The sequence below is a fragment of the Kribbella sp. C-35 genome, assembly GCF_046549195.1.
Classification (GTDB): domain Bacteria; phylum Actinomycetota; class Actinomycetes; order Propionibacteriales; family Kribbellaceae; genus Kribbella.
This window is the reverse complement of record NZ_JAJPWG010000004.1, coordinates 57,270-76,868: the sequence shown is the minus strand read 5'-3', so window position 1 is coordinate 76,868 and position 19,599 is coordinate 57,270. Positions and strand designations below refer to the sequence as shown.

The 19,599-nt window shown below is 68.2% G+C and carries 19 protein-coding genes; 16 read left to right on the top strand and 3 right to left on the bottom strand.

The window, feature by feature from the left end; genetic code table 11:
• The first annotated feature begins 26 nt into the window (after nucleotides 1–26).
• Together ACLJOO_RS26200 and ACLJOO_RS26195 are read left to right on the top strand one after the other, a co-directional pair.
• Nucleotides 27–779, top strand: a complete 753-nt coding sequence (locus ACLJOO_RS26200; protein WP_410790044.1) for an SDR family NAD(P)-dependent oxidoreductase — start codon at nucleotides 27–29, stop codon at nucleotides 777–779.
• A 39-nt stretch (nucleotides 780–818) separates the two neighbouring features.
• A complete protein-coding gene (locus ACLJOO_RS26195) occupies nucleotides 819–2,069 on the top strand; it encodes a wax ester/triacylglycerol synthase domain-containing protein (protein WP_410790043.1) in 1,251 nt (416 codons plus the stop codon).
• Here ACLJOO_RS26195 and ACLJOO_RS26190 read toward each other — a convergent pair.
• Nucleotides 2,025–3,209 carry a PucR family transcriptional regulator gene (locus ACLJOO_RS26190; RefSeq protein ID WP_410790042.1) on the bottom strand — a complete coding sequence of 395 codons (1,185 nt, stop codon included), beginning with the start codon at nucleotides 3,207–3,209 and terminating at the stop codon, nucleotides 2,025–2,027. The genes ACLJOO_RS26195 and ACLJOO_RS26190 overlap by 45 nt on opposite strands.
• Nucleotides 3,210–3,377: 168 nt before the next feature.
• On the opposite strand from ACLJOO_RS26190, the gene hpnC reads away from it, so the two are divergent.
• The 13 genes from hpnC (at nucleotide 3,378) to ACLJOO_RS26125 (ending at nucleotide 17,539) form a co-directional block, all read left to right on the top strand.
• Entirely contained in the window at nucleotides 3,378–4,253 is an 876-nt protein-coding gene (hpnC, locus tag ACLJOO_RS26185) for a squalene synthase HpnC (RefSeq protein ID WP_410790041.1), read from the top strand.
• On the top strand, nucleotides 4,250–5,113 hold the full coding sequence (gene hpnD / locus ACLJOO_RS26180) for a presqualene diphosphate synthase HpnD (protein ID WP_410790040.1): 864 nt from the start codon (nucleotides 4,250–4,252) through the stop codon (nucleotides 5,111–5,113). The genes hpnC and hpnD overlap by 4 nt, the downstream gene beginning before the upstream one ends.
• Complete coding sequence (gene hpnE, locus ACLJOO_RS26175; protein WP_410790039.1) at nucleotides 5,110–6,450, top strand: hydroxysqualene dehydroxylase HpnE; 1,341 nt, start codon at nucleotides 5,110–5,112, stop codon at nucleotides 6,448–6,450. The genes hpnD and hpnE overlap by 4 nt, the downstream gene beginning before the upstream one ends.
• Nucleotides 6,447–7,460 carry a polyprenyl synthetase family protein gene (locus ACLJOO_RS26170; RefSeq protein WP_410790038.1) on the top strand — a complete coding sequence of 338 codons (1,014 nt, stop codon included), beginning with the start codon at nucleotides 6,447–6,449 and terminating at the stop codon, nucleotides 7,458–7,460. Before hpnE ends, ACLJOO_RS26170 begins: the two co-directional genes overlap by 4 nt.
• On the top strand, nucleotides 7,457–9,364 hold the full coding sequence (shc, locus tag ACLJOO_RS26165; protein ID WP_410790037.1) for a squalene--hopene cyclase: 1,908 nt from the start codon (nucleotides 7,457–7,459) through the stop codon (nucleotides 9,362–9,364). The genes ACLJOO_RS26170 and shc overlap by 4 nt, the downstream gene beginning before the upstream one ends.
• Nucleotides 9,361–10,833, top strand: coding sequence for a 4-hydroxy-3-methylbut-2-enyl diphosphate reductase (gene ispH, locus ACLJOO_RS26160; protein WP_410790036.1), 1,473 nt, complete (start codon nucleotides 9,361–9,363; stop codon nucleotides 10,831–10,833). The genes shc and ispH overlap by 4 nt, the downstream gene beginning before the upstream one ends.
• A gap of 8 nt (nucleotides 10,834–10,841) precedes the next feature.
• Nucleotides 10,842–11,840: an adenosyl-hopene transferase HpnH gene (gene hpnH, locus ACLJOO_RS26155; protein ID WP_410790919.1), complete on the top strand. Its 999-nt coding sequence runs from the start codon at nucleotides 10,842–10,844 to the stop codon at nucleotides 11,838–11,840.
• A complete protein-coding gene (locus ACLJOO_RS26150; RefSeq protein ID WP_410790035.1) occupies nucleotides 11,837–13,663 on the top strand; it encodes a 1-deoxy-D-xylulose-5-phosphate synthase in 1,827 nt (608 codons plus the stop codon). The genes hpnH and ACLJOO_RS26150 overlap by 4 nt, the downstream gene beginning before the upstream one ends.
• A 34-nt stretch (nucleotides 13,664–13,697) precedes the next feature.
• Nucleotides 13,698–13,946, top strand: coding sequence for a hypothetical protein (locus ACLJOO_RS26145; protein ID WP_410790034.1), 249 nt, complete (start codon nucleotides 13,698–13,700; stop codon nucleotides 13,944–13,946).
• A 158-nt stretch (nucleotides 13,947–14,104) separates the two neighbouring features.
• Nucleotides 14,105–15,037 (top strand): YihY/virulence factor BrkB family protein, encoded by a 933-nt coding sequence (locus ACLJOO_RS26140; RefSeq protein ID WP_410790033.1) that lies wholly within the window; start codon nucleotides 14,105–14,107, stop codon nucleotides 15,035–15,037.
• A gap of 226 nt (nucleotides 15,038–15,263) precedes the next feature.
• The gene (locus tag ACLJOO_RS26135) at nucleotides 15,264–15,938 is read left to right on the top strand and encodes a hypothetical protein (RefSeq protein ID WP_410790032.1); all 675 of its coding nucleotides are present in this window, start codon (nucleotides 15,264–15,266) and stop codon (nucleotides 15,936–15,938) included.
• A 168-nt stretch (nucleotides 15,939–16,106) separates the two neighbouring features.
• Nucleotides 16,107–17,150 carry a fatty acid desaturase family protein gene (locus ACLJOO_RS26130; protein ID WP_410790031.1) on the top strand — a complete coding sequence of 348 codons (1,044 nt, stop codon included), beginning with the start codon at nucleotides 16,107–16,109 and terminating at the stop codon, nucleotides 17,148–17,150.
• Between the two features lie 137 nt (nucleotides 17,151–17,287).
• The gene (locus ACLJOO_RS26125) at nucleotides 17,288–17,539 is read left to right on the top strand and encodes an ANTAR domain-containing protein (RefSeq protein ID WP_410790030.1); all 252 of its coding nucleotides are present in this window, start codon (nucleotides 17,288–17,290) and stop codon (nucleotides 17,537–17,539) included.
• A 246-nt stretch (nucleotides 17,540–17,785) separates the two neighbouring features.
• Here the strand turns inward: ACLJOO_RS26125 and ACLJOO_RS26120 are convergent, their stop codons facing one another.
• Both ACLJOO_RS26120 and ACLJOO_RS26115 read right to left on the bottom strand, forming a co-directional pair.
• The gene (locus tag ACLJOO_RS26120) at nucleotides 17,786–18,241 is read right to left on the bottom strand and encodes an Hsp20/alpha crystallin family protein (protein ID WP_410790029.1); all 456 of its coding nucleotides are present in this window, start codon (nucleotides 18,239–18,241) and stop codon (nucleotides 17,786–17,788) included.
• Nucleotides 18,242–18,618: 377 nt separating this feature from the next.
• Nucleotides 18,619–19,020, bottom strand: a complete 402-nt coding sequence (locus ACLJOO_RS26115; protein ID WP_410790028.1) for a lipopolysaccharide assembly LapA domain-containing protein — start codon at nucleotides 19,018–19,020, stop codon at nucleotides 18,619–18,621.
• 200 nt (nucleotides 19,021–19,220) lie between these two features.
• Here ACLJOO_RS26115 and ACLJOO_RS26110 point away from each other — a divergent pair, with 200 nt between their 5' ends.
• Nucleotides 19,221–19,502, top strand: a complete 282-nt coding sequence (locus ACLJOO_RS26110; RefSeq protein WP_410790027.1) for a TetR/AcrR family transcriptional regulator — start codon at nucleotides 19,221–19,223, stop codon at nucleotides 19,500–19,502.
• The last annotated feature ends 97 nt before the right edge of the window (nucleotides 19,503–19,599 follow it).

The window sequence follows — 19,599 nt, the reverse complement described above, 5'->3', positions numbered from 1 at the left end:
GGCCGGTCTTGGAGCTGGATGGCGCGGTGGTGTTGGTGACCGGCGGGTCGGCCGGCATCGGGCGTGCCGTGTGCCTGGAGCTCGCGGCTGCGCGGGCTGTGGTCTTGGTGCATGGACGCGATGCGCGGCGAACGCAGGACGTCGCGCATCAGGTCAACGGCGTTGCGGTGCGGGCTGACTTGCGTGATTACGACGCTGTGGGGTCTCTGGCCGGGCAGGCGCTGGCGGTGCATGGTCGGGTGGATGTGCTGATCGCGAACGCCGGTCGGGGGTGGTCGGGACCGTTCGTCGAGATGAGCGACCACGAGATCGCCGAGTTGGTCGCGGTGGATCTCGTCGCGACGATGCGGCTGGCTCGGTTGCTGCTGCCGGGCATGGTCGAGCGGCGGACGGGATGTCTGATCCTCGTGACGTCCGTCGCGGGACGGACCGGCGTCGCGGGGGAGGCGGTGTACGCGGCGGCCAAGGCGGGCCTGGATGCGTTCGCGGAGAGTCTGCGGCTGGAGCTGTCCGGTACGGGCGTCCAGGTCGGCGTCGTCGTTCCGGCGGCGGTCGACACCGGCTTCTTCTCCGCACGGGGTCGCGCGTACGAGCGGCGCTTGCCTCGGCCTGTCGGTCCGGACACAGTCGCGCGCGCGATTGTCCGAGCGATCGAGCAGGATCGGGCCGAGACCTGGGTACCGCGCTGGATCAGGCTCGCAGGCGTCGTACGGGCGGTAATTCCTGGCGTTTACCGGCGGCTCGCCGGCCGTTTCGGGGAGTCGGTCAGATCGGGCTGAATCCACCCTTTGTGCTATGACAAGTGGATGGCCGTGGTCATGCCTTCGAGTGACGCGTTCTTCCTGCATGTCGAGACCGCCGAGGCGCCGCAGCATGTCGGTGGGCTGGTCGTGTTCGAACCGAGCGATGACCGGGCGTTGTCGGTCGAGCGCGTGACCGAACTGGTGAAGGGCGAGCTCGGCAGACTGCCCCGGTTCCGCCAGCGGTTGGAGCCGTCCTCGCGCTGGCGTCGCCAGCGGTGGACCGACGTTGCCGAGATCGATTGGTCGTGGCACATCAGCGAACGCCGCTCGACGGACGGTTGGGCAGGCGTACGCCGGATCGTCGCCGAGTTGGCCGCGATCCCGATGGCTCGGGATCGCCCGATGTGGCGAATTGTAATGGTCCGCGACCTGGAGCCCGGGGTGTCGGCGATGATTCTGCTCCTGCATCATGCCGTTGCGGACGGCATCGGCACGATGATCCAGGCGCTGAATCTGTTCCGGCCGCGCGTCGAGCTGCCCGGCGTCCGCCGTACCGCCCCCGGTCGCGCACAGTTGATTGGAGCAACCATCGCTGGCTTGGCGCAACTGGCCACCGACGGCGGAGCGGGTGGACGTCTCGAGCCGATGTCGGCGCGGCGGGAGTTCGCCACGGCCGATCTCGAGTTGGCCGCCGTACGGCGGGCCGCCTCCAGCCGGGGCGTCCGGGTGACGGATCTGTTGCTCGGGCTGGTCGCCGAGGCGGTCGTCAGTACGCATCCAGAGGTCGCCACCCGGCTGCGTGGCCGGATGCGGGTCACGGTGCCGTTGATGCTGCGCGACACCGCGGTGGCGGCGGAGACCAACGCGACCGCGGCCGTGATGGTCGACGTACCACTCGACGGCCGCCCGTTCGACGAACTCGTCACCGAGATCAGCCGGCGGACCACGCGCCTTCGGACGCCGAGCCGGGCAGTCGCCTCGCGGTTCGTGATGACGACTGGCCTGCGCGCTTTGCCGGGGCCCGCGGCCGGTTGGTTCGCACGGGCCGTCTACGGGCGTCGCTTCTTCCACGCGATCGTGTCGAACATGCCCGGCCCGACGCAATCGCTGTCGATGGACGGAGTCACGATCGCGACTGTGTACCCGATCCTGCCGCTGGCGCCCGGATCCCCGCTCGCACTTGGTGCCCTGAGCTGGACCGGCTCACTCGGGATCGGTGTCGCCACCGATCCGGCGACCTTCGACGCAGACGTGCTTGCAGTACGGATCGAGCAACTCGTCTCAGCGGACGGGCCAGACGAGAGCGAGGAAGAGTCGCGCGCGTGACCGCGGCGAGTCCAGTTGATCGCCGAATCGTTCGCGCAACTGGGCGACCCGGTAGCGCACGGTCTGCGGGTGGATGTGCAGCTCCTCGGCGATCGCCGTACGGTCGCCCATGTGCCGCAGCCAGGCAGTCAGTGTTTCGATCAGCCTCGCCCGGGCTCCGGCCGGGAGATCGTCGAGCGGCGCGAGGATCTGGTCGCGCAGGAAGCCGATCAGCCCTTCGTCGCGATGGACGATGATCGTGTCCAGATGCTCGTCGGCGAACACCGGATCGTCGGCGAGGATGCCCGTCTGCTTCAGCCGTACGGCGATCTGCGCGATCGCGAGGCTGCGCGGCAGGTGCTCGAGCGGCACGGTGTGGCCGATCACCGCGTTGGCTCCCCGAAGTGCGCGTCGGAGTTGGTCTCGGCGGCCGGACAAGCCGAGATCAGGAACGATGGCGCCGGACAGTTGCTCGTGCCGTATCGGCAGGGATCCCGCGTCCACGTGTGACAGTACCCGCCGGGCGACATCGGTGTTCGCGTCCACGAGCACGACGGCCCCGGTGGCGGGGAGCGGCCAGTTGGCCCGGGCGGCTGCCTCGCGGATCACGCTCATGCCCGACCGATCGGACAGCAGCAGGGCGGCCAGCTCCTCGCGGTTGCGTTCCCGGGCCGAAACGTCCTCGCTCTGTTCCAGGACGTAGCCGCGCGCGGAGGCCGAGGAGAGCTGGTTGATGAAGTCGAACACGGCCTCTGCGAGGGCCGCCAGGACATCCGGCCGGACCTCGAGCGTAAGCGCTGTGGCGGAGACGTGCCGCCAGGCCGTGCGCGCGCCGAGCTGGTAGGCGGTGAGCAGACGGGTGAGGTCGGCGCCGGCCTGCCACTGGCGGCGGCCGATCTGCTCGAAGACGATCTGGATCGTCTGTGCGCCTTCGAGACGGTCGATCCGGGACTCCGACCGGCCGTGCTCGGCCATGTCGAGGAGCCGGTGGACGAACAGTTCGGCGGCTTGCTGCATCCCGTCCGGATTCTGGTCGAGGAAGGCGGCGTACTCCGGCCAGCCGTCGGCCAGCAGATCCCGTACCTCGGCGATCAGCTCCGGCAGATGGCTGTCGAGGGCAAGCTCCAGCTGCGCCCGGCCCTGCGCCCCTTCTGTAGTCATCGTCCTATCTCGCTGTGCTCCCTGCGCCGATATCGCTCCCTGGCCACTTCTACCACCGCTCCGGAGGCCCCGCCGCGTTCCAAATTGTACGGTCGTGACAATTTTGAGGTCCAGGAATCACTCCGGCAGCGGCAGACCTGGCGATCGGAACGGCCGAAGATGGCTGATATGGCCAGCTCACGGCACCGGCCGCCCGGACCTTCCTCGCCGACCGGCGAGGAAGCGTTCCGCACCCGTGAGAACGCGGAGAACTTCCCGGTCGCGCTGCTGGTCCTGCCGCGTCGGTATCGCGACCACCTGCACGCCATCTACGGCTATGCCCGGATGGTCGACGAGATCGGTGACGCGTTCAGCGGTGACCGGACAGCACGGCTCCACGCGCTGGCGGCGGACCTCGGCACGATCTGGTCGGGCGATCAGCCGTCGAACGCTGTGCTGCGGAGGCTGGCCCGGACGGTGCACGACCGGGCGATGTCGGCCGAGCCGTTCGAGCGCCTGATCGAGGCGAATCTGCAGGACCAGGTGGTGTCGCGGTACGAGACCTTCGAGGACCTCCGCCGGTACTGCACCCTGTCCGCCGACCCCGTCGGCCGGATGGTGCTGGAGGTCTTCGGACAGGCGACCGCGGAGACGGTCGCCCGGTCCGACCAGGTCTGCACCGCGTTGCAACTGCTCGAGCATTGGCAGGACGTCGGTGAGGATCGGCGGGCCGGTCGCGTGTACCTGCCGCAGGAGGATCTGCGGCAGTACGGCGTCGGTGAGCACGAGCTGGATCGGGGGAGTGCGAGCCCGCAGCTTCGTGCCTTGATGCGGTTCGAGATCGAGCGGGCCGCCGGGATGCTCGGTGAAGGGATGGCGATCGTGCGGCAACTGCAGGGCTGGGGTCGAATCAGCGTGGCCGGCTTCATCGCCGGGGGACAGGCCACCGTGTCGGCGTTGAGGCACACCGACGGCGACGTACTGGGCCAGTCGGCCCGGCCGTCCCGAGTAGCCACTGCGTTCCGGATCCTCGGCCTGCTGGCAGTCCGGCGGCCGGTGCGATGAGCACGATCGAGGAGGCGTACGTCGCCTGCGAGCAGATCACCCGTACGGAGGCAGGCAACTTCTATTACGGCATCCGCCTGCTGCCGCCGTCCAAACGATCCGCGCTCTGTGCGATCTACGCACTCGCGCGCCGGATCGACGACATCGGGGACGGCGACGACGCGACCGCGGACAAGGAGACGGCGCTCGCTGGGGTCCGCAAGGACCTGGGCAGGCTGGGCGACAGCAGCGACCCGGTGCTGGCCGCGGTGAATGACGCCGCGCGCCGGTTCCCGGTGCCGCTGACGGCGTTCGAGGAGCTGATCGACGGTGTCCAGCTGGATCTGGGGAACGTCCGGATCGCCGACTTCGACGAGCTCGTCACGTACTGCCGTCACGTCGCCGGGTCGGTCGGCCGCCTGTGCCTGTCGATCTTCGGCAGCAACACCACAGACCCGAGGACATCCCTGTACGCCGACCAGCTGGGGATCGCGCTGCAGCAGACCAACATCTTGCGCGATATCCGCGAAGACCTCGGCAACGGGCGCGTCTACCTCCCGAAGGACGAGCTCGATCGGTACGGCGTGGAACTGCGCCTCGACGACTTCGGCACGCTGGAGGACCCCACCGGCCGGCTCGCCGCCTACATCCGGTACGCCGCCGATCGCGCGGGCGACTGGTATTCGCTCGGGCTGCGACTGGTCCCCCACCTGGACCGGCGCAGCGCGGCGTGCTGCCGAGCGATGGCCGGCATCTACCACCATCTGCTGGGGCGCATCGCCGATGATCCGGTTCTCGTCTACGACCAGCGGTTGTCGCTCAGTGTTGCGCAGAAGGCGCGCGTCGCCGTGACTGCCTTGGCCGGTGGAGGACGACGATGACCACCCGGCGCGTCGGAGTGGTCGGAGGCGGCCTGGCCGGCCTCAGCGCGGCACTACGATGCGCCGACGAAGGCTTTGAGGTCACGTTGTTCGAGGCGCGGCCCCGGCTGGGTGGTCTCACGCACTCGTTCCAGCGCGATGGTCTCTGGATCGACAATGGCCAGCACGTGTTCCTGCGCTGCTGCACGGCGTACCAGGGTTTCCTGGAGCGTCTGGGTGTCGCTGACCAGGTGACCGTGCAGGACCGGCTCGACGTACCGGTTCGCAGCGAATTGGACAGGCGAGACGGGCGACTTCGTCGTACGGCATTGCCGGCACCGCTCCATCTGGGGGCAACATTGGCGCGTTATCGGTGGTTGAGCCCCACTGCTCGGGCGCGGGTGGTGCGTGCGGCGTTGGCGCTCGGTCGGGTGGATCGCACCGATCCCGAGGTCGATCGTCTGTCCTTCGGCGACTGGCTCACCGCGCACGGTCAGGATCGGCGGGCCGTCGAGACCGTCTGGGATCTGATCGGCATCGCGACGCTGAATGCACCGGCCGAGCGAGCGTCGCTGGCGCTGGCTGCAACGGTCTTCCAGCTCGGTCTCCTGGAGCACGCCGCGGCGGCCGACATCGGCTGGTCTCTCGTGCCGCTGCAGGAGTTGCACGGCGATGCGGCACTGCGCGCATTGACCGCGGCGGGAGTGAGCGTGCGAACCCGATCCAAGGTCCGTGAGGTCGTACCGGCCGGCGGCGGCTGGACCGTGGACGATGCCGCCTTCGACGACGTCGTACTGGCGGTTCCGCCGACGGCCGCCGACCGGCTCGCACCGGCGGGCGCGATCGGACTGGAGCCGGGATGGGCGAACGAACTGGGTAGCACGCCGATCGTCAACCTCCATGCGATCTACGACCGGGTCGTGCTCGACGAGCCGTTCTTCGCGGCCGTCGACAGCCCGCTTCAGTGGGTGTTCGACCGCACCCGTCAGGCCGGACTCGAGCAGGGGCAGTACATCGCGGTGTCGCTGTCGGCGGCGGATGACATCGTCGACACACCGGTCCCGGAGTTGCGTGACCGCTTGCTACCGCACCTGGAGCGGCTGCTGCGGATCAACGCCGACGCACACCTCCTGGAGTTCTTCGTCACCCGGGAGCGGCAGGCCACCTTCCGGCAGCGGCCGGGCACGGCCGGCCTGCGTCCGTCGGCTCGTACGGCGCTCCCGGGGCTCTACCTGGCCGGTGCGTGGACCGATACGGGGTGGCCGGCAACTATGGAGGGCGCCGTTCGCAGCGGAGAGGCCGCGGTGGCCGCGCTGCTCCGACGGCGCCCGGCTGAACGTCGGGAGGCAGTGGTATGACGATCACCGCGGAAACCCTCGACCGCAGCCGAGGGCTGGTCGCACCGGCCTTGCGCCTGGCCGTCGAGCGCCTCGATCCGTTCACCCGGCTGGTCGTCTCGTACCACCTCGGTTGGTCCGACGAGCAGGGTGTGCCGACCGTGGCGAACCCGGGCAAGACCCTGCGGCCTGCGCTTGCTCTGCTCGCGGCGGAGGCTGTCACCGGCAGACCCGATCCGGGGCTGCCGGGCGCAGTCGCGGTCGAGCTTGTTCACAACTTCTCCCTGCTGCACGACGATCTGATGGATCGCGACACCGAGCGCCGCCACCGCCGGACGGTGTGGGCTGTCTGGGGCGACGCGACCGCCGTACTGGCCGGTGACGCACTCCTGTCCCTTGCCCACGAGGTTCTGACCGACGCGGATTCGCCGTACGGGCAAGCGGCCGGGCAGGCGGTGGCGATCGCCACTCGAGAGCTGATTCGCGGGCAAGTGCTCGATCTCGCCTTCGAGGAACGGAACGACGTGGGGCTGGACGAGTGTCTCGACATGGCGGCCGGCAAGACCGGCGCCCTCCTCGGGGTCAGTGCGGCGATCGGCGCGATCCTGGCGGGCGCGCCGCAGCAGGTCGTGTCGTGCCTGTCCAGGTTCGGTGCCGAGCTGGGGATGGCGTTCCAGCTCATCGACGACCTGCTCGGGATCTGGGGCTCGCCCGCTGTCACGGGCAAGCCGGTGTTCTCCGATCTGATCGCCCGTAAGAAGACGTTGCCCGTCACCTGGTCGCTCGATCATGGTGGCAAGCCTGGACGGGAGCTGGCCGCCTGGCTGCGTCGGGAGAGCTCTCCGACGGAGGACGAGCTTCAGCACGCCGCCCGCTTGATCGAGCGGGCCGGTGGCAGGGAGTGGGCGGCTCAGGAAGCGCGGCGCCGCGTCGGCCTGGCCGAGCAGGCGCTTCACGAGGCAGGGCTCGACGATCTCGCCCGGAATCGGCTCGGCGACCTCGCCCACTTCGTGATCGAGAGGCAGTCATGACAGCAGGGGAGCACGTCGGTCGAGTGGTCGGTACGACGGCCGACGCACGGACTGCTCTCGATGCAGCCGTGGATCACCTTCGTGGGCGGCAGCACGAGGACGGCTGGTGGAAGGGTCTGCTCGCCACCAACGTGACGATGGATGCCGAAGACCTGATGCTCCGGACGTTCCTCGGCATCGCCACGCCACGGACGAACGAGGAGACCGCTCGCTGGATTCGTTCCCAGCAACGGATCGACGGTTCGTGGGCGACCTTCCACGGCGGTCCCGGCGACCTGTCGACCACTGTCGAGGCGTGGGTCGCGTTGCGGTTCGCCGGCGATCATCCCGAGGACCGGCACCTGCAGCAGGCCGCCGAGTTCGTGAAGCACGAGGGCGGAGTGGAGCGGGCTCGGGTGTTCACCCATGTCTGGCTTGCCCTGTTCGGGCTGTGGAGCTGGGACGACTGTCCCGCGCTGCCGCCGGAGATCATGTACCTGCCGGCGTGGGCGCCGCTCAACATCTACAACTGGGGCTGTTGGGCTCGTCAGACCATCGTGCCGCTCACCATCGTCAGCGCCATCGAGCCCGTGCATCCGGTGGAGTTCGGCGTTGCCGAGCTGAAGACCGGGGCACCCCCGCCGCCACGACAACCGGCGTACAGGATCCCTGGGTTCTTCCAGCGGCTCGACACTGTGCTGCACGGTTACGGGCGTCGGCCGCTCAAACGCCTTCGGCAGAAGGCGATGCGCCTCGCGGTCGAGTGGATCCTGGCACGTCAGGAGGCCGATGGCGGATGGGGCGGCATCCAGCCGCCATGGGTGTATTCGCTCATCGCGCTGCACCAGATGGGGTATTCGCTCGACCATCCTGCGATGGCGGCCGGGATCAAGGGGCTCGACGGTTTCACTGTCCATGCCTCCACGGCCGAGGGACCTGTGCGCCGGCTGGAGGCGTGCCAGTCGCCGGTGTGGGACACCGGGCTGGCTCTCGCGGCATTGCTCGACGCCGGCGTTCCGGCAGACGATCCGGCCGTCCTCAAGGCGACCGACTGGTTGCTGGACGAGCAGATCCTGGCCGGCGGCGATTGGCAGGTACGCCGGCCTGACCTGCCGCCGGGCGGATGGGCCTTCGAATTTGCCAACGACAACTACCCCGACACCGACGACACGGCCGAGATCGTGCTCGCCTTGCGTCGCGTGGATCATCCGGATCCAGGACGGTTGCAGGAGGTCATCGATCGTTCGGTGCTCTGGACGACCGGGATGCAGTCGCGCGACGGAGGTTGGGGTGCGTTCGACGCCGACAACACCCACACGCTGGCGAACGCGCTGCCGTTCTGCGACTTCGGTGCCGTCATCGATCCACCGTCGGCAGACGTCACCGCCCATGTGGTCGAGATGCTTGCTGCCGAGGGTCGTACGGACGAGGAGCCATGCCGGCGCGGCGTGCGGTGGCTGCTCGATGCGCAGGAGGCTGACGGGTCGTGGTTCGGTCGTTGGGGCGCCAATCACGTCTACGGCACCGGTGCCGTTGTCCCGGCGCTGCTTGCGGCGGGGACAACGTCCGATGCGCCGGCGATACAGGCCGCCGTACGCTGGCTGGAGGATCACCAGAACGACGACGGTGGCTGGGGCGAGGACTTGCGCTCCTACGATGATCCGGCCTGGATCGGCCACGGAGACTCGACCGCCTCGCAGACGGCCTGGGCGCTCCTCGCTCTGCTTGCCGCCAGGGAGGACTCGGCCGCGGTCGACCGTGGCATCGACTATCTGGTGAGCACCCAGCGCGCGGACGGTGGCTGGGACGAGGACCTCTATACCGGCACCGGCTTCCCGGGCGACTTCTACATCAACTACGAGATCTACCGGCTCGTCTTCCCGATCTGGGCTCTCGGCCGCTATGTCGCGCGGAGCGCCCGATGACCGGAATCGTCACTACGCCGTTGCGGTCGGAATGGCTGGCCCTCCGCGGCCGGATGGCGGCCGACGTCGTCCACACCGGACGTTCGTCGGACGGCGGACTCGAGCGCACCGACGAGCGGCCGGTACTGATCGCCGGGCTGGCCGGTGCTCTCGGCAACCAGTTGCTGCCCGGCGACTTGGTCGTTGCCGACGAGATTCGTGGGGATGCGGAGCCGATCCCCAGCTACGCATCCCCGTTCCTCTTTGGTGCGTTGCAACGAGCCGGTCTGCGGGTACACCACGGGCCGATCGTGACGACCCCGCGGATCGTCGACGCACCGGATGACCGCCGCGCGCTCGCAGCGACCGGTGCTCTCGTGGTCGACACCGAGTCGGCCTTGGTGGCCGCGACCGCACCATCGGGACAGGCGGCGGTGATACGCGCTGTAGTCGACACGCCGGAGCACCGGCTCCTTCGTCCGGGGACGCTGATTCGCGGGCCGAAAGCCATGTGGGCCTTGCATCGCGCCGCACCGGTCATCGACGACTGGGTCGCCGCGACCTGCGATCGCGAAGTCCTCCTGGCGAGTCCGAGGTCCTTCTGCGCGGGGGTCGAGCGTGCTGTCGAGATCGTGGAACGGGCACTCGCGAAGTACGGGCCGCCGGTCTATGTACGCCGTCAGATCGTGCACAACGTCCATGTCGTCCGCGACCTGGAGCGGCGCGGCGCGATCTTCGTAGCGGAGGTGTCGGAGATCCCCGCGGGCAGCGTCACCGTGCTCGCGGCCCATGGCGTCGCGCCGCAGGTCCGCACCGACGCGGCCGCACGCAGCCTCCGGGTCATTGACGCCACCTGCCCCCTGGTCGCCAAGGTACACAGCGAAGTACGGCGCTTTGTTGCTCGCGGCAACACAGTTCTCCTGATCGGCCACAGTGACCACGAAGAGGTCGTCGGTACCCGGGGTGAGGCACCCGGTCAGGTGGTCGTCGTGTCCGGTCCCGACGAGGCCGGGCAGGTGAGCGTCGCCGACCCGCAGCGAGTCTCGTACGTCATGCAGACTACCCTCGCCGTCGACGAGGCTGAGCAGACAGCGGCCATTCTCCGCGAGCGGTTCCCCGCACTGACCGGACCGCGGAGCGATGACATCTGCTACGCAACCACGAACCGGCAGCTCGCCGTGCGTGCCGTCGCGCGGACCGCCGATCTTGTCCTCGTGCTGGGATCCGCGAACTCTTCCAACTCTCATCGGCTCGTAGAGGTCGCTGCGGCCGAGGGCAGCCGGGCCTATCTGGTCGACGATGCGAGCGCCGTCGATCTGCGCTGGCTGCGCGGCGCACGTCGTATCGGCGTCACAGCCGGAGCATCCGCACCACCCCAGCTCGTCGACGATCTGATCCGCTGCCTGTCCGGCCTCGGCCGGGTCGCGGTCACCGAGACCAACGTGGTCGACGAGGACATTCGATTCACCCTGCCCAGGGAGGTGACCTGACCGTGGCGATGCCACTGCGTCAGTCGATCCGCCTCGGTGGTTATCTGCTCAAGCAGAAGCTGCTGCGACGGGAGAAGTTCGCGCTGCTGGTCGAGCTCGAGCCGTTGTTCGCGTGCAATCTCGCCTGCGCCGGTTGCGGCAAGATCCAGCATCCCGCCTCGGTCCTCAAACAGCGGATGCCGGTCGAGCAGGCGGTCCGCGCGATCGAGGAGAGCGGTGCCCCGATGGTCTCCATCGCCGGCGGCGAGCCGTTGATGCACAAGGAGGTCGACGAGATCGTCCGGCAGTTGCTGGCCCGGCGGAAGATCGTCTTCCTGTGCACCAACGCGTTGCTGCTGCCCAAGCACCTGCACAAGTTCACGCCGCACCGCAACTTCGCCTGGATGGTCCACATCGACGGGTTACGCGAGCGCCACGACGCCTCGGTCTGCAAAGACGGTGTGTTCGACCAGGCGGTCGCCGCGATCAAGCAGGCCCAGGCGGCCGGGTTCCGGGTGATGACCAACACGACCTTCTTCGACACGGACACGCCGCAGGACGTCATCGACGTACTGGACTATTTGAACGACGAGCTCGGGGTCGACAACATGCAGATCTCGCCCGGGTTCGCGTACGAGAAGGCGCCGGACCAGGAGCACTGGCTCGGTCCCGCGGAGACCCGGCAGCTGTTCGCCAAGGCGTTCGCCGGTGGGCGCCGGAAGAAGTGGCGGCTGAACCATTCGCCGCTGTACCTCGACTTCCTCGAGGGCAGGGTCGACTTCTCCTGCACGGCGTGGGCGATCCCGTCGTACTCGCTGAAGGGCTGGCAACGGCCGTGCTACCTGATGGAGGACGGGTACGTCGCGACATACAAGGAACTGCTCCAGGAAACGGATTGGGCCGCGTACGGCCGGGGCAAGGATCCCCGGTGTGCGAACTGCATGGCGCATTGCGGGTACGAGCCGACAGCCGTCGTGGCGACCATGGGGTCGCTGCGACAAACCATCCGTGCAGCGGTCGGATCATGAGCACGTCGGACGTCGACGAGCGTCGCGCAGCGAAAACGCGACTCCTGGACACACTGGGTTCATCAGCCGATCTCCAGCGGCTCCCGGCGGCCGAACTGCGCGGACTTGCCGACGAGATCCGGGCGCAACTGGTCCGCCAGGTCACCCATACGGGCGGGCATCTCGGTCCGAATCTCGGTGTCGTCGAGTTGACGATCGCGCTCCATCGGGTCTTCACCTCGCCGCGGGACTTGTTCGTCTGGGACACCGGGCACCAGACGTACGTGCACAAGATGCTCACTGGCCGGCTCGACCGTTTTGACACCTTGCGACAGGCGGGCGGGCTGTCGGGCTACCCGAGCCGGTCCGAGAGCGAGCACGACGTCGTCGAGAACTCGCACGCCTCCACCGCGCTGTCGTACGCCGACGGCCTGGCGAAGGGCTTTCAGCTCACCGGTTCTCTCGAGCGACGGGTCGTCGCGATCGTGGGGGACGGTGCGATGACCGGTGGGATGTGCTGGGAGGCGCTGAACAACATCGCGGCGGCCCCGGACCGGCCGGTCGTGGTCGTGCTCAACGACAACGGGCGATCCTACGAACCGACCGTCGGATCTCTGGCCGCCCAGTTGCGGGCGTTGCGGACCGGGAGGGCACGGGGCAACGTCTTCGAGCAGCTTGGTTTCGCGTACCTCGGCCCGGTAGACGGTCACGACATCGTGGCCTTGGAGGCGGCGCTGCGCACTGCAGTCCTCCTCCAGCACCCGGTGGTCGTGCATTGCCTCACTCGCAAGGGCGCCGGCCACGCTCCCTCGGAGCTCGACGACGCCGACCACCACCACACCGTCAACCCGGCGCGCTCCGATGTTGCAGCGCAGCAGGTTCCCGGACCCAACTGGACGGATGTGTTCGGCCAGGAATTGGTGGCGATCGCGAACGAGCGGGCGGATGTGGTCGCCGTGACCGCGGCGATGGTGCGGCCGACCGGGCTGTTTCCCCTGGCCTGCCGGTATCCCGCGCGGGTATTCGACGTCGGGATCGCCGAACAGCACGCAGTGACCTCGGCCGTCGGGCTGGCCACGGCAGGACTGCATCCAGTCGTCGCGATCTACTCGACGTTCCTCAACCGCGCCTTCGACCAGGTACTGATGGACGCCGCACTTCACCGAGCACCCATCACCTTCGTCCTCGACCGGGCCGGCATCACCGGTCCGGACGGGCCGTCCCACCACGGGATGTGGGATCTGTCTCTGTTCGGGCTGGTTCCGGGTCTGCGGATCGCGGCGCCGCGAGATGCTCACCAACTCCGGGTCCTGTTGCGCGCATGCGTCGCTCACGAGCGTGGGCCCACCATGCTTCGTTTTCCCCGTGGGCGCGACGGGGCCGCCATCCGCGCGCGCGGAAGCGTCGGCAGTGCGGAGTTGCTGACAGACGGACCGTCTGAGGTCCTGCTCCTGTCGGTCGGGCCGCTGGCTGCGGCTGCGGTGGAGGCGTGCGGTCGCCTCCGCGAGCTGGGAATCCGGGCAACCGTCGCCGATCCGCGATGGATCAACCCGATCGATCCTGAACTCGTTCGGTTCGCCGGCGAGCACCGATTAGTGGTGACGATCGAGGACAACGCACTACCGGGTGGCTTCGGCGACGCGCTCGCCCGGGCATTCCGGCGTACGGCGTCACACCCCGAACTGCTCACGCTCGGCCTCCCCGGCGACTTCATCCCAGCCGGCAACCGCACCGACCTCCTCCACGCTCATGCCCTCGACGCGGAAGGCATCACCCGCGCCGTAGCAGCCTCTTTCGGGCGCGCCGGATCACCAGGGCGCCGGCAAGAAGCGCGGGCACCGTAATCGCAACGGGCAGTGCGCCGCCGGTGTCGATGGTTTGTCGGCGCGCCACGGTCACCGACACCGGCTGGCCGGCGACGAGCGCACCATCCCTTGGGACGAGTACGACGTACACGCCGTCGAGGCTGCCGACGTTCAGGTGAGCGACAGCCGGTCCGGACTCGCTCACGATGTGTGGACGGCTCTCTGGCTCGGTAGGCACCTGCAGGGAATCGCCGGAGCGCTGGTTGCGCTGCCGCTGGCGGCATCGCACGCGAAACCGTCCTTTATCTGCGGCACCATCTGATACTGGAGCCATGGGGCACACCCACCGCTGCCACGCTGCTCGCGAGCCCGCCGGCTCCGGCGAGTTCTGCCGCGATCCCACGAGCTCAGCACATAGGCGCGCACCACGGCCGCCTGCCCGGATCGCGTTCGCAGCGGAGCGGTTCGGAGGGCGGTCCGGTGGCAGCTGACAACCGCGAGAGCACGCGATGGCGGAAACGATTGACCGACTTCCCGGCACGAGCCGGTGGGGGGATCGTTGCGACGATACAGAGCGCCTGGCAGCATCGGGTGCTCGGGATGGCTGCGGAGATCGCGTTCTGGATGCTCCTGTCGCTTCCCCCGCTGGCCCTGTGCATGCTAGGTCTGGTCGGTTACCTGGGAACTGCTTTCGGCGCGGATCTCGGTACGGAGATCGAACCGCGACTCATCCAGATCGCATCCCAAGCTCTGACCCCGACGACCGTGACCAGTCTCGTCCGGCCTCTGGTCGACGACGTCCTCACCGAAGGCCGCGCTGACGTCGCATCGCTCGGCTTCCTCCTCGCGCTCTGGGCCGGTTCGACCGCGACGGCGAGCTACGTGAACGCCGTCGCCATCGCCTATGGGCAGCGCAGTGACCGCGGCGCCGCGCACAGCCGGATACTCGCCCTCGGCATGTACTTGGCCGGCGTACTCATCGGAGTGATCCTGCTGCCGTTGCTGATCGTGGGTCCGCAAGCCCTGCTCCGGCTCATGTCGCCCACCGGACACGACCTGGCTCAGACAGTTCTCCGGCTCACTTACTGGCCCAGCCTGCTGCTCTTGTCCGTGCTCGCTCTGGTCACCTTCTACCACTTCGCCGTACCGCTCCGCTCCAGATGGCGCGAGCACTTGCCCGGCGCAGCCATCGCCACGATCATCTGGCTCGCCGGCGCCCGGGCTGTCCGGGTCTACCTGCGCTACGCCTTCGACACCGTCAACATCTACGGTCCGATCAGCGCCCCGATCGCCGCGCTGTTGTTCTTCTACCTCACGGCGCTCGCTGTCCTGCTCGGTGCCGAGGCGAATGCCCAAACCAGGTCCCAGCATCGTCGCGGACGTGGCGTCCCACCGGATCACGGCGCACACTGACACTGAGCCCTTCGGCCCGAGGAAGGGACTGGCCATGCACCGTCGACACTTCAGGCGTCTCGACCGGCACCCAGCCGTCACCACGCCGACGCCGCCCGACTCAGTGCCGCCCCGAGACGGCATGTCGATCGAGACACGCATGAACGAGATGCTGATCATCGCCCGCTACCGTGCTTGGCGCCGGGGCCGTCGTCCGTAGGCACCTGATCGAGTTGGAGGTCGGGGGATGAACTGGCGGTTGGTACCCGACAACGGGACACTCGCGGTGCTGTACCGGCGTGCCGAGGATCTGCTTCAGGGCCTGTCGCGCGCCGAGCGCGCGGGCGAGCGGGTGTTGCCCGCGGTACTGACCCAAGGCAATGCGCTGAGTGCATTGCTACGGACAGGAGCGGTACTGCGGGACGCCGTCGACGCGTTCGGCGTACCGCCGGCCGAGCCGGGTCGCAGCATCCGGCCCCGCCTGTTCGCGGAGGGTCGGGAGCGGATGCCGCTGCGCGTGGTGTGGATTTCGGAGGCTGACACCGAGACTCTCGCGGCAGCCCTGCGAGCCCTGAACATTGCACTGACGCCGCTCGACCGCGCAGCTGTGGACGACCCGGCGCAACGCCGGTTGCTGGATGCACTGGCCGAACTCCTGGACGAATTCGACCCGGACACGGAACTCTGGACCGGAGCGCGTCGCCCGCTCGACCGCAAAGAACTGCTTCAGCCGCTCGCCCGGCTTGTCGCCCTTCTCGCCTGGCCCGGCGATGACGACACCACCGTGCTGCTCGCCGTCCGGCAAGCAAATCCCGACGTCGACCTGGAGTTGACCGACGACCAGACCGCGGCGTACGACCGGGTCGTCGAACGGATCAACGCTCTGCTGACCGCTGGCGACGTGCACGACATCCTGTTCTGAGCGCGCGTACTCACCGGGTCATGCTCGGTGCTGGACCCGGATCGGATCCCACCCAGCTGCGGTGGCCGGGTGCCCGGTGGCAGCCTTCGCCTGCGTTGATCCGGCGTATGCTGAGGTGAAGGCTGCTCTGGACCCAGTGGCGAGGACACGAACCAACGGAGTCCGGGGATGTCTGTCAGCGTGCGAAGTACCAATGACCCGGCGACCAGCGGTTACGTGGAGCTGGCCCGGGAGATCCGTCGTCTGGGCCTGCAGCATCGCCGTCCGGGGTTCTACACCGCCCTGCAGATCGTCAATCTGGTCGCGCTCGGTGGGGTCGTTACTGCGATGGCGTTCCTGCGCGACTCCTGGTGGCTGATGTTTCTCGCGGTCGCTCTGGCGATCGTGTCCGCGCAGATCGGATTCTTCGGCCACGACGCCGGCCACCATCAGATCGCGCGCAAGCGCGTGCCGACCACGCTGCTCGGCCTGCTGAACGCCAACCTGCTGAACGGACTCAGCTACGGCTGGTGGATCGACAAGCACAACGCCCACCACGCCCACCCGAACGACCTCGAGGCCGATCCGGACGTGCTGCCGGGCGTCCTCGTGTTCGACGCGACACAGGCCGCCGCGAGGAGGGGCGCGGCCGCGTGGCTGACGCGTCACCAGGCCTGGCTGTTCTTTCCTCTGCTGTTGCTCGAGGCCCTCAACCTGCATGTCTCCAGCATCCGCGCCCTGCTGAAGCCGGGAATCCGGGCCAGAACCACGGAGCTCGCGCTGCTCGGCGTCCATTTCGGCGGGTACGCCGGTTTGCTGATCGTCACCATGACGTGGCTCCAGGCGGCGGTGTTCCTCGTCATTCATCAAGGACTGCTCGGTGTCTATCTCGGCTGCTCGTTCGCCCCGAACCACAAAGGGATGCCGATCCTCACCGCCGAGCAGGCCGCCGACCCGTTACTGCGGCAGGTACTCACTTCCCGGAACGTCCGGGGCGGTCCCGTCGTCGACTTCGTGCTGGGCGGCCTCAACTACCAGATCGAGCACCACCTGTTCCCGAGCATGCCGCGACCCAACCTCCGGTTGGCCCAACCCGTCGTACGGCGCTTCTGCGCGGAACACCAGGTGTCCTACGTCGAGTCGTCCGCGTTCGCGTCGTACGGCGCGGTCCTGCGTCACCTGCGTGATGTGGGGGCCGAGTTGCGCCGAGCGCGAACGGCCGCCGGCGGATGAAGAACGGCCGGATTCGCGACGCCCGGACGTCTGGCGGCGGAGTGCCATTGCAGGGAGTCGGGCCCAGGTCTCAGATACAGGCTGCGGATCATCAGCCCCTTGCAGCCGACGGCTACTGCCCTACGTCAAGTACTCCGGTGGTGGTCGCTGCCGGGTTAGCGCAGTTGGCGACACTGGCCCAGGCGATGGCGGCTCGCACGCTCATTGGCCAGGCTCAGGGACTGTTGACGGAACGCTTCGCGATCGACGCCGACCAGGCTTTCGCACTACTCCGTCGCTCTTCGCACGACAACAACGTCAAGCTCCGGACAGTGGCCGACGAGTTGATCAGCACCCGTCGGCTTTCCACCAGATCACCAGCTGGCACCGGATCTCCGGCGATCAGCTGATCGGTGGGTTGACGTCGGTTGGCGATGTGGTGTGGACGCGGCGTTCGCCGGCGAGCTCCCGTAATGCCGCTGTTGGGAGGACTTCTCGCTGGTGCGTCCCCAGGTCGGCTGGGGCCCGGCAATGATGACGACGGCTCGCGGACCTTCCGGCGGACGATGCTGCCACGCCGAACCCGAGCGCGACGGCAACAATGATGAGCCCAGCACAATCATGGCTACCGCTCCTCGTATCGATGCTGCTCCCGCTCACACGGCGCTGGGTGGGTCGGTGGGTTGGTCCCCTCCCGATGGCTTGGTGGTGTCTGTCGATGACGGTGGTGGTGGCGTGTCGCTGATCGAATCCCTGATGTCGATGCGGCGGCCTTCGGCGGCTTTGGCCTTGGGCGCGTGGATGGTGAGGACGCCGTTGGTCAATGTGGCTTCGATCGCGTCGCCGTCGACGGCGCCGGGCAGGGTGATGGTGTGGTCGAACGGGCCGGTACGGCGGGCCTGCTGGTGAACGGTGCCGATCCGTTCCCGGTCTTTGACCTCGCCGTGCAGGGTGAGTTGGCGGTCGTTCCACTTGAGGGTGAGGGTGTCGCGGGGCACGCCGGGTAGGTCGATCTCGACCAAGTAGGCGTCGTCGGTCTCCTCGACGTCGACCGGGGATCGCCACGAGCGCAGGTCGACGTCGTCGGCCAGGTTGTGCATCAGCTGGTTCATCCGACGGTAGAGGGCTTCGAGGTTGGCGAACGGTTCGCTCGGCCGCCAGCGCCTGGGACCCAGCCGGTCCTGTTGGCTGTCCTGGCCACTGTCGGGTCGGATTGGGTGGAGTGGTCGCTCCATGGTGATGTCACCTCTTCGGCTGGTATCCGGAGGCGTCCGTTCCGGACGCGAGACCGGCCCGGGCCTTCGGCCGATCGGGAAGGTCATGGTTTTGTGGTGAGGGGTGTCGCGTTCTGCGGACACGGTCGGCGGTGATCCAAACCATGCGTCCGCAGTAGGTGATGAGGACTTGTGGTCCGCGGCGGCCGTCGCGAATAGCGTGCGCCTTGGCGGTCAGCCCGCACCGTTGGCTGGCCCAACGATCATGAATCTGCTCAGTGACGCCGCTGGCGGCTGTGGATGATCCGGCGCAGCTGAGTTACGCGTGCGGTGCCGATCACCATGGCGACGATGCCGACACCGACGCCGGCGATCAGCAAGGCCAGCGCGAGCGGAACGGACCCGTTCATCCACAGGAAGTTGACCTCGACGCGTCGGGTGTTCTGCAGCATGAACACGATCAGCACCACGAGCGTGAGCGCGGCTGCGCAGACCCCGACCCAGGTGGCACCCGCGCGGGTGCGCGGCACCGCATCCCCTGAGTGCGCCGGTGCCGCTACTGGCTCGGTCGACGCTTCGGGCGCAGGAATCGTCTCGAGTGCCGGATCCGCGGCGGCCGTGTCAGCAGGATCCGCCGAGGTCTTCTGTGATTTCCGGGTGCGATGCAAGACGGACATGGCGTCTTCCTTGCGGGGAGCCGGTGTGGCTGGCACCTCAGGAATGGAGTGTCGTCGTTCCGGACGCCCCCATTTTACTCTGGTTCAGAGAACAAGGCGCCCGAGGAGCGGGTGGGCGCAGATGGCGCGCGAATGCAAGCGTCACGGGCGGCGTTCGCCGTGGTAAACCGATCGTCCGAAAGTATGCATCGACTGATAACATGTCTGGTGTCGGGATTTGGGCGATCGAACAAGCATGGGTCACGAAGATGCGGCTGACTGCGGCTGAGCGGGGCGAGGAGGTGCTGGGGGCGGCGATCCAGGCGTTCGGCAGGTCCGGGTATGCGGGCACCAAGACGGATGAGATCGCCCGGCTGGCCGGTGTCTCGCAGCCCTACGTGATCAGGCTGTTCGGGACCAAGCAGCAGCTCTTCCTGGCCGCCGTAGAGGCGGTGTGCGACACGGTCGAGCCGGCAGCCTGGCCACGGCGTACGAGAGGCTGATGGTCGAACGCGAGATGGTTCTGGTTCTCCTGCACGGATTCTCGGCCAGCGCCGAGCCGGCCATCGGTGATGCCATCCGCGAACGCCTCGGCGGGAT

What these genes read in the sequence shown, in the direction of transcription:
- ACLJOO_RS26195 (WP_410790043.1), top strand. Translation starts at nt 819, where the DNA reads ATGCCTTCGAGTGACGCGTTCTTCCTGCATGTCGAGACCGCCGAGGCG.
- ACLJOO_RS26190 (WP_410790042.1), bottom strand. Translation starts at nt 3,209, where the DNA reads ATGACTACAGAAGGGGCGCAGGGCCGGGCGCAGCTGGAGCTTGCCCTC.
- hpnC (WP_410790041.1), top strand. Translation starts at nt 3,378, where the DNA reads ATGGCCAGCTCACGGCACCGGCCGCCCGGACCTTCCTCGCCGACCGGC.
- hpnD (WP_410790040.1), top strand. Translation starts at nt 4,250, where the DNA reads ATGAGCACGATCGAGGAGGCGTACGTCGCCTGCGAGCAGATCACCCGT.
- hpnE (WP_410790039.1), top strand. Translation starts at nt 5,110, where the DNA reads ATGACCACCCGGCGCGTCGGAGTGGTCGGAGGCGGCCTGGCCGGCCTC.
- ACLJOO_RS26170 (WP_410790038.1), top strand. Translation starts at nt 6,447, where the DNA reads ATGACGATCACCGCGGAAACCCTCGACCGCAGCCGAGGGCTGGTCGCA.
- shc (WP_410790037.1), top strand. Translation starts at nt 7,457, where the DNA reads ATGACAGCAGGGGAGCACGTCGGTCGAGTGGTCGGTACGACGGCCGAC.
- ispH (WP_410790036.1), top strand. Translation starts at nt 9,361, where the DNA reads ATGACCGGAATCGTCACTACGCCGTTGCGGTCGGAATGGCTGGCCCTC.
- hpnH (WP_410790919.1), top strand. Translation starts at nt 10,842, where the DNA reads ATGCCACTGCGTCAGTCGATCCGCCTCGGTGGTTATCTGCTCAAGCAG.
- ACLJOO_RS26150 (WP_410790035.1), top strand. Translation starts at nt 11,837, where the DNA reads ATGAGCACGTCGGACGTCGACGAGCGTCGCGCAGCGAAAACGCGACTC.
- ACLJOO_RS26135 (WP_410790032.1), top strand. Translation starts at nt 15,264, where the DNA reads ATGAACTGGCGGTTGGTACCCGACAACGGGACACTCGCGGTGCTGTAC.
- ACLJOO_RS26130 (WP_410790031.1), top strand. Translation starts at nt 16,107, where the DNA reads ATGTCTGTCAGCGTGCGAAGTACCAATGACCCGGCGACCAGCGGTTAC.
- ACLJOO_RS26120 (WP_410790029.1), bottom strand. Translation starts at nt 18,241, where the DNA reads ATGAACCAGCTGATGCACAACCTGGCCGACGACGTCGACCTGCGCTCG.
- ACLJOO_RS26115 (WP_410790028.1), bottom strand. Translation starts at nt 19,020, where the DNA reads ATGTCCGTCTTGCATCGCACCCGGAAATCACAGAAGACCTCGGCGGAT.
- ACLJOO_RS26110 (WP_410790027.1), top strand. Translation starts at nt 19,221, where the DNA reads ATGTCTGGTGTCGGGATTTGGGCGATCGAACAAGCATGGGTCACGAAG.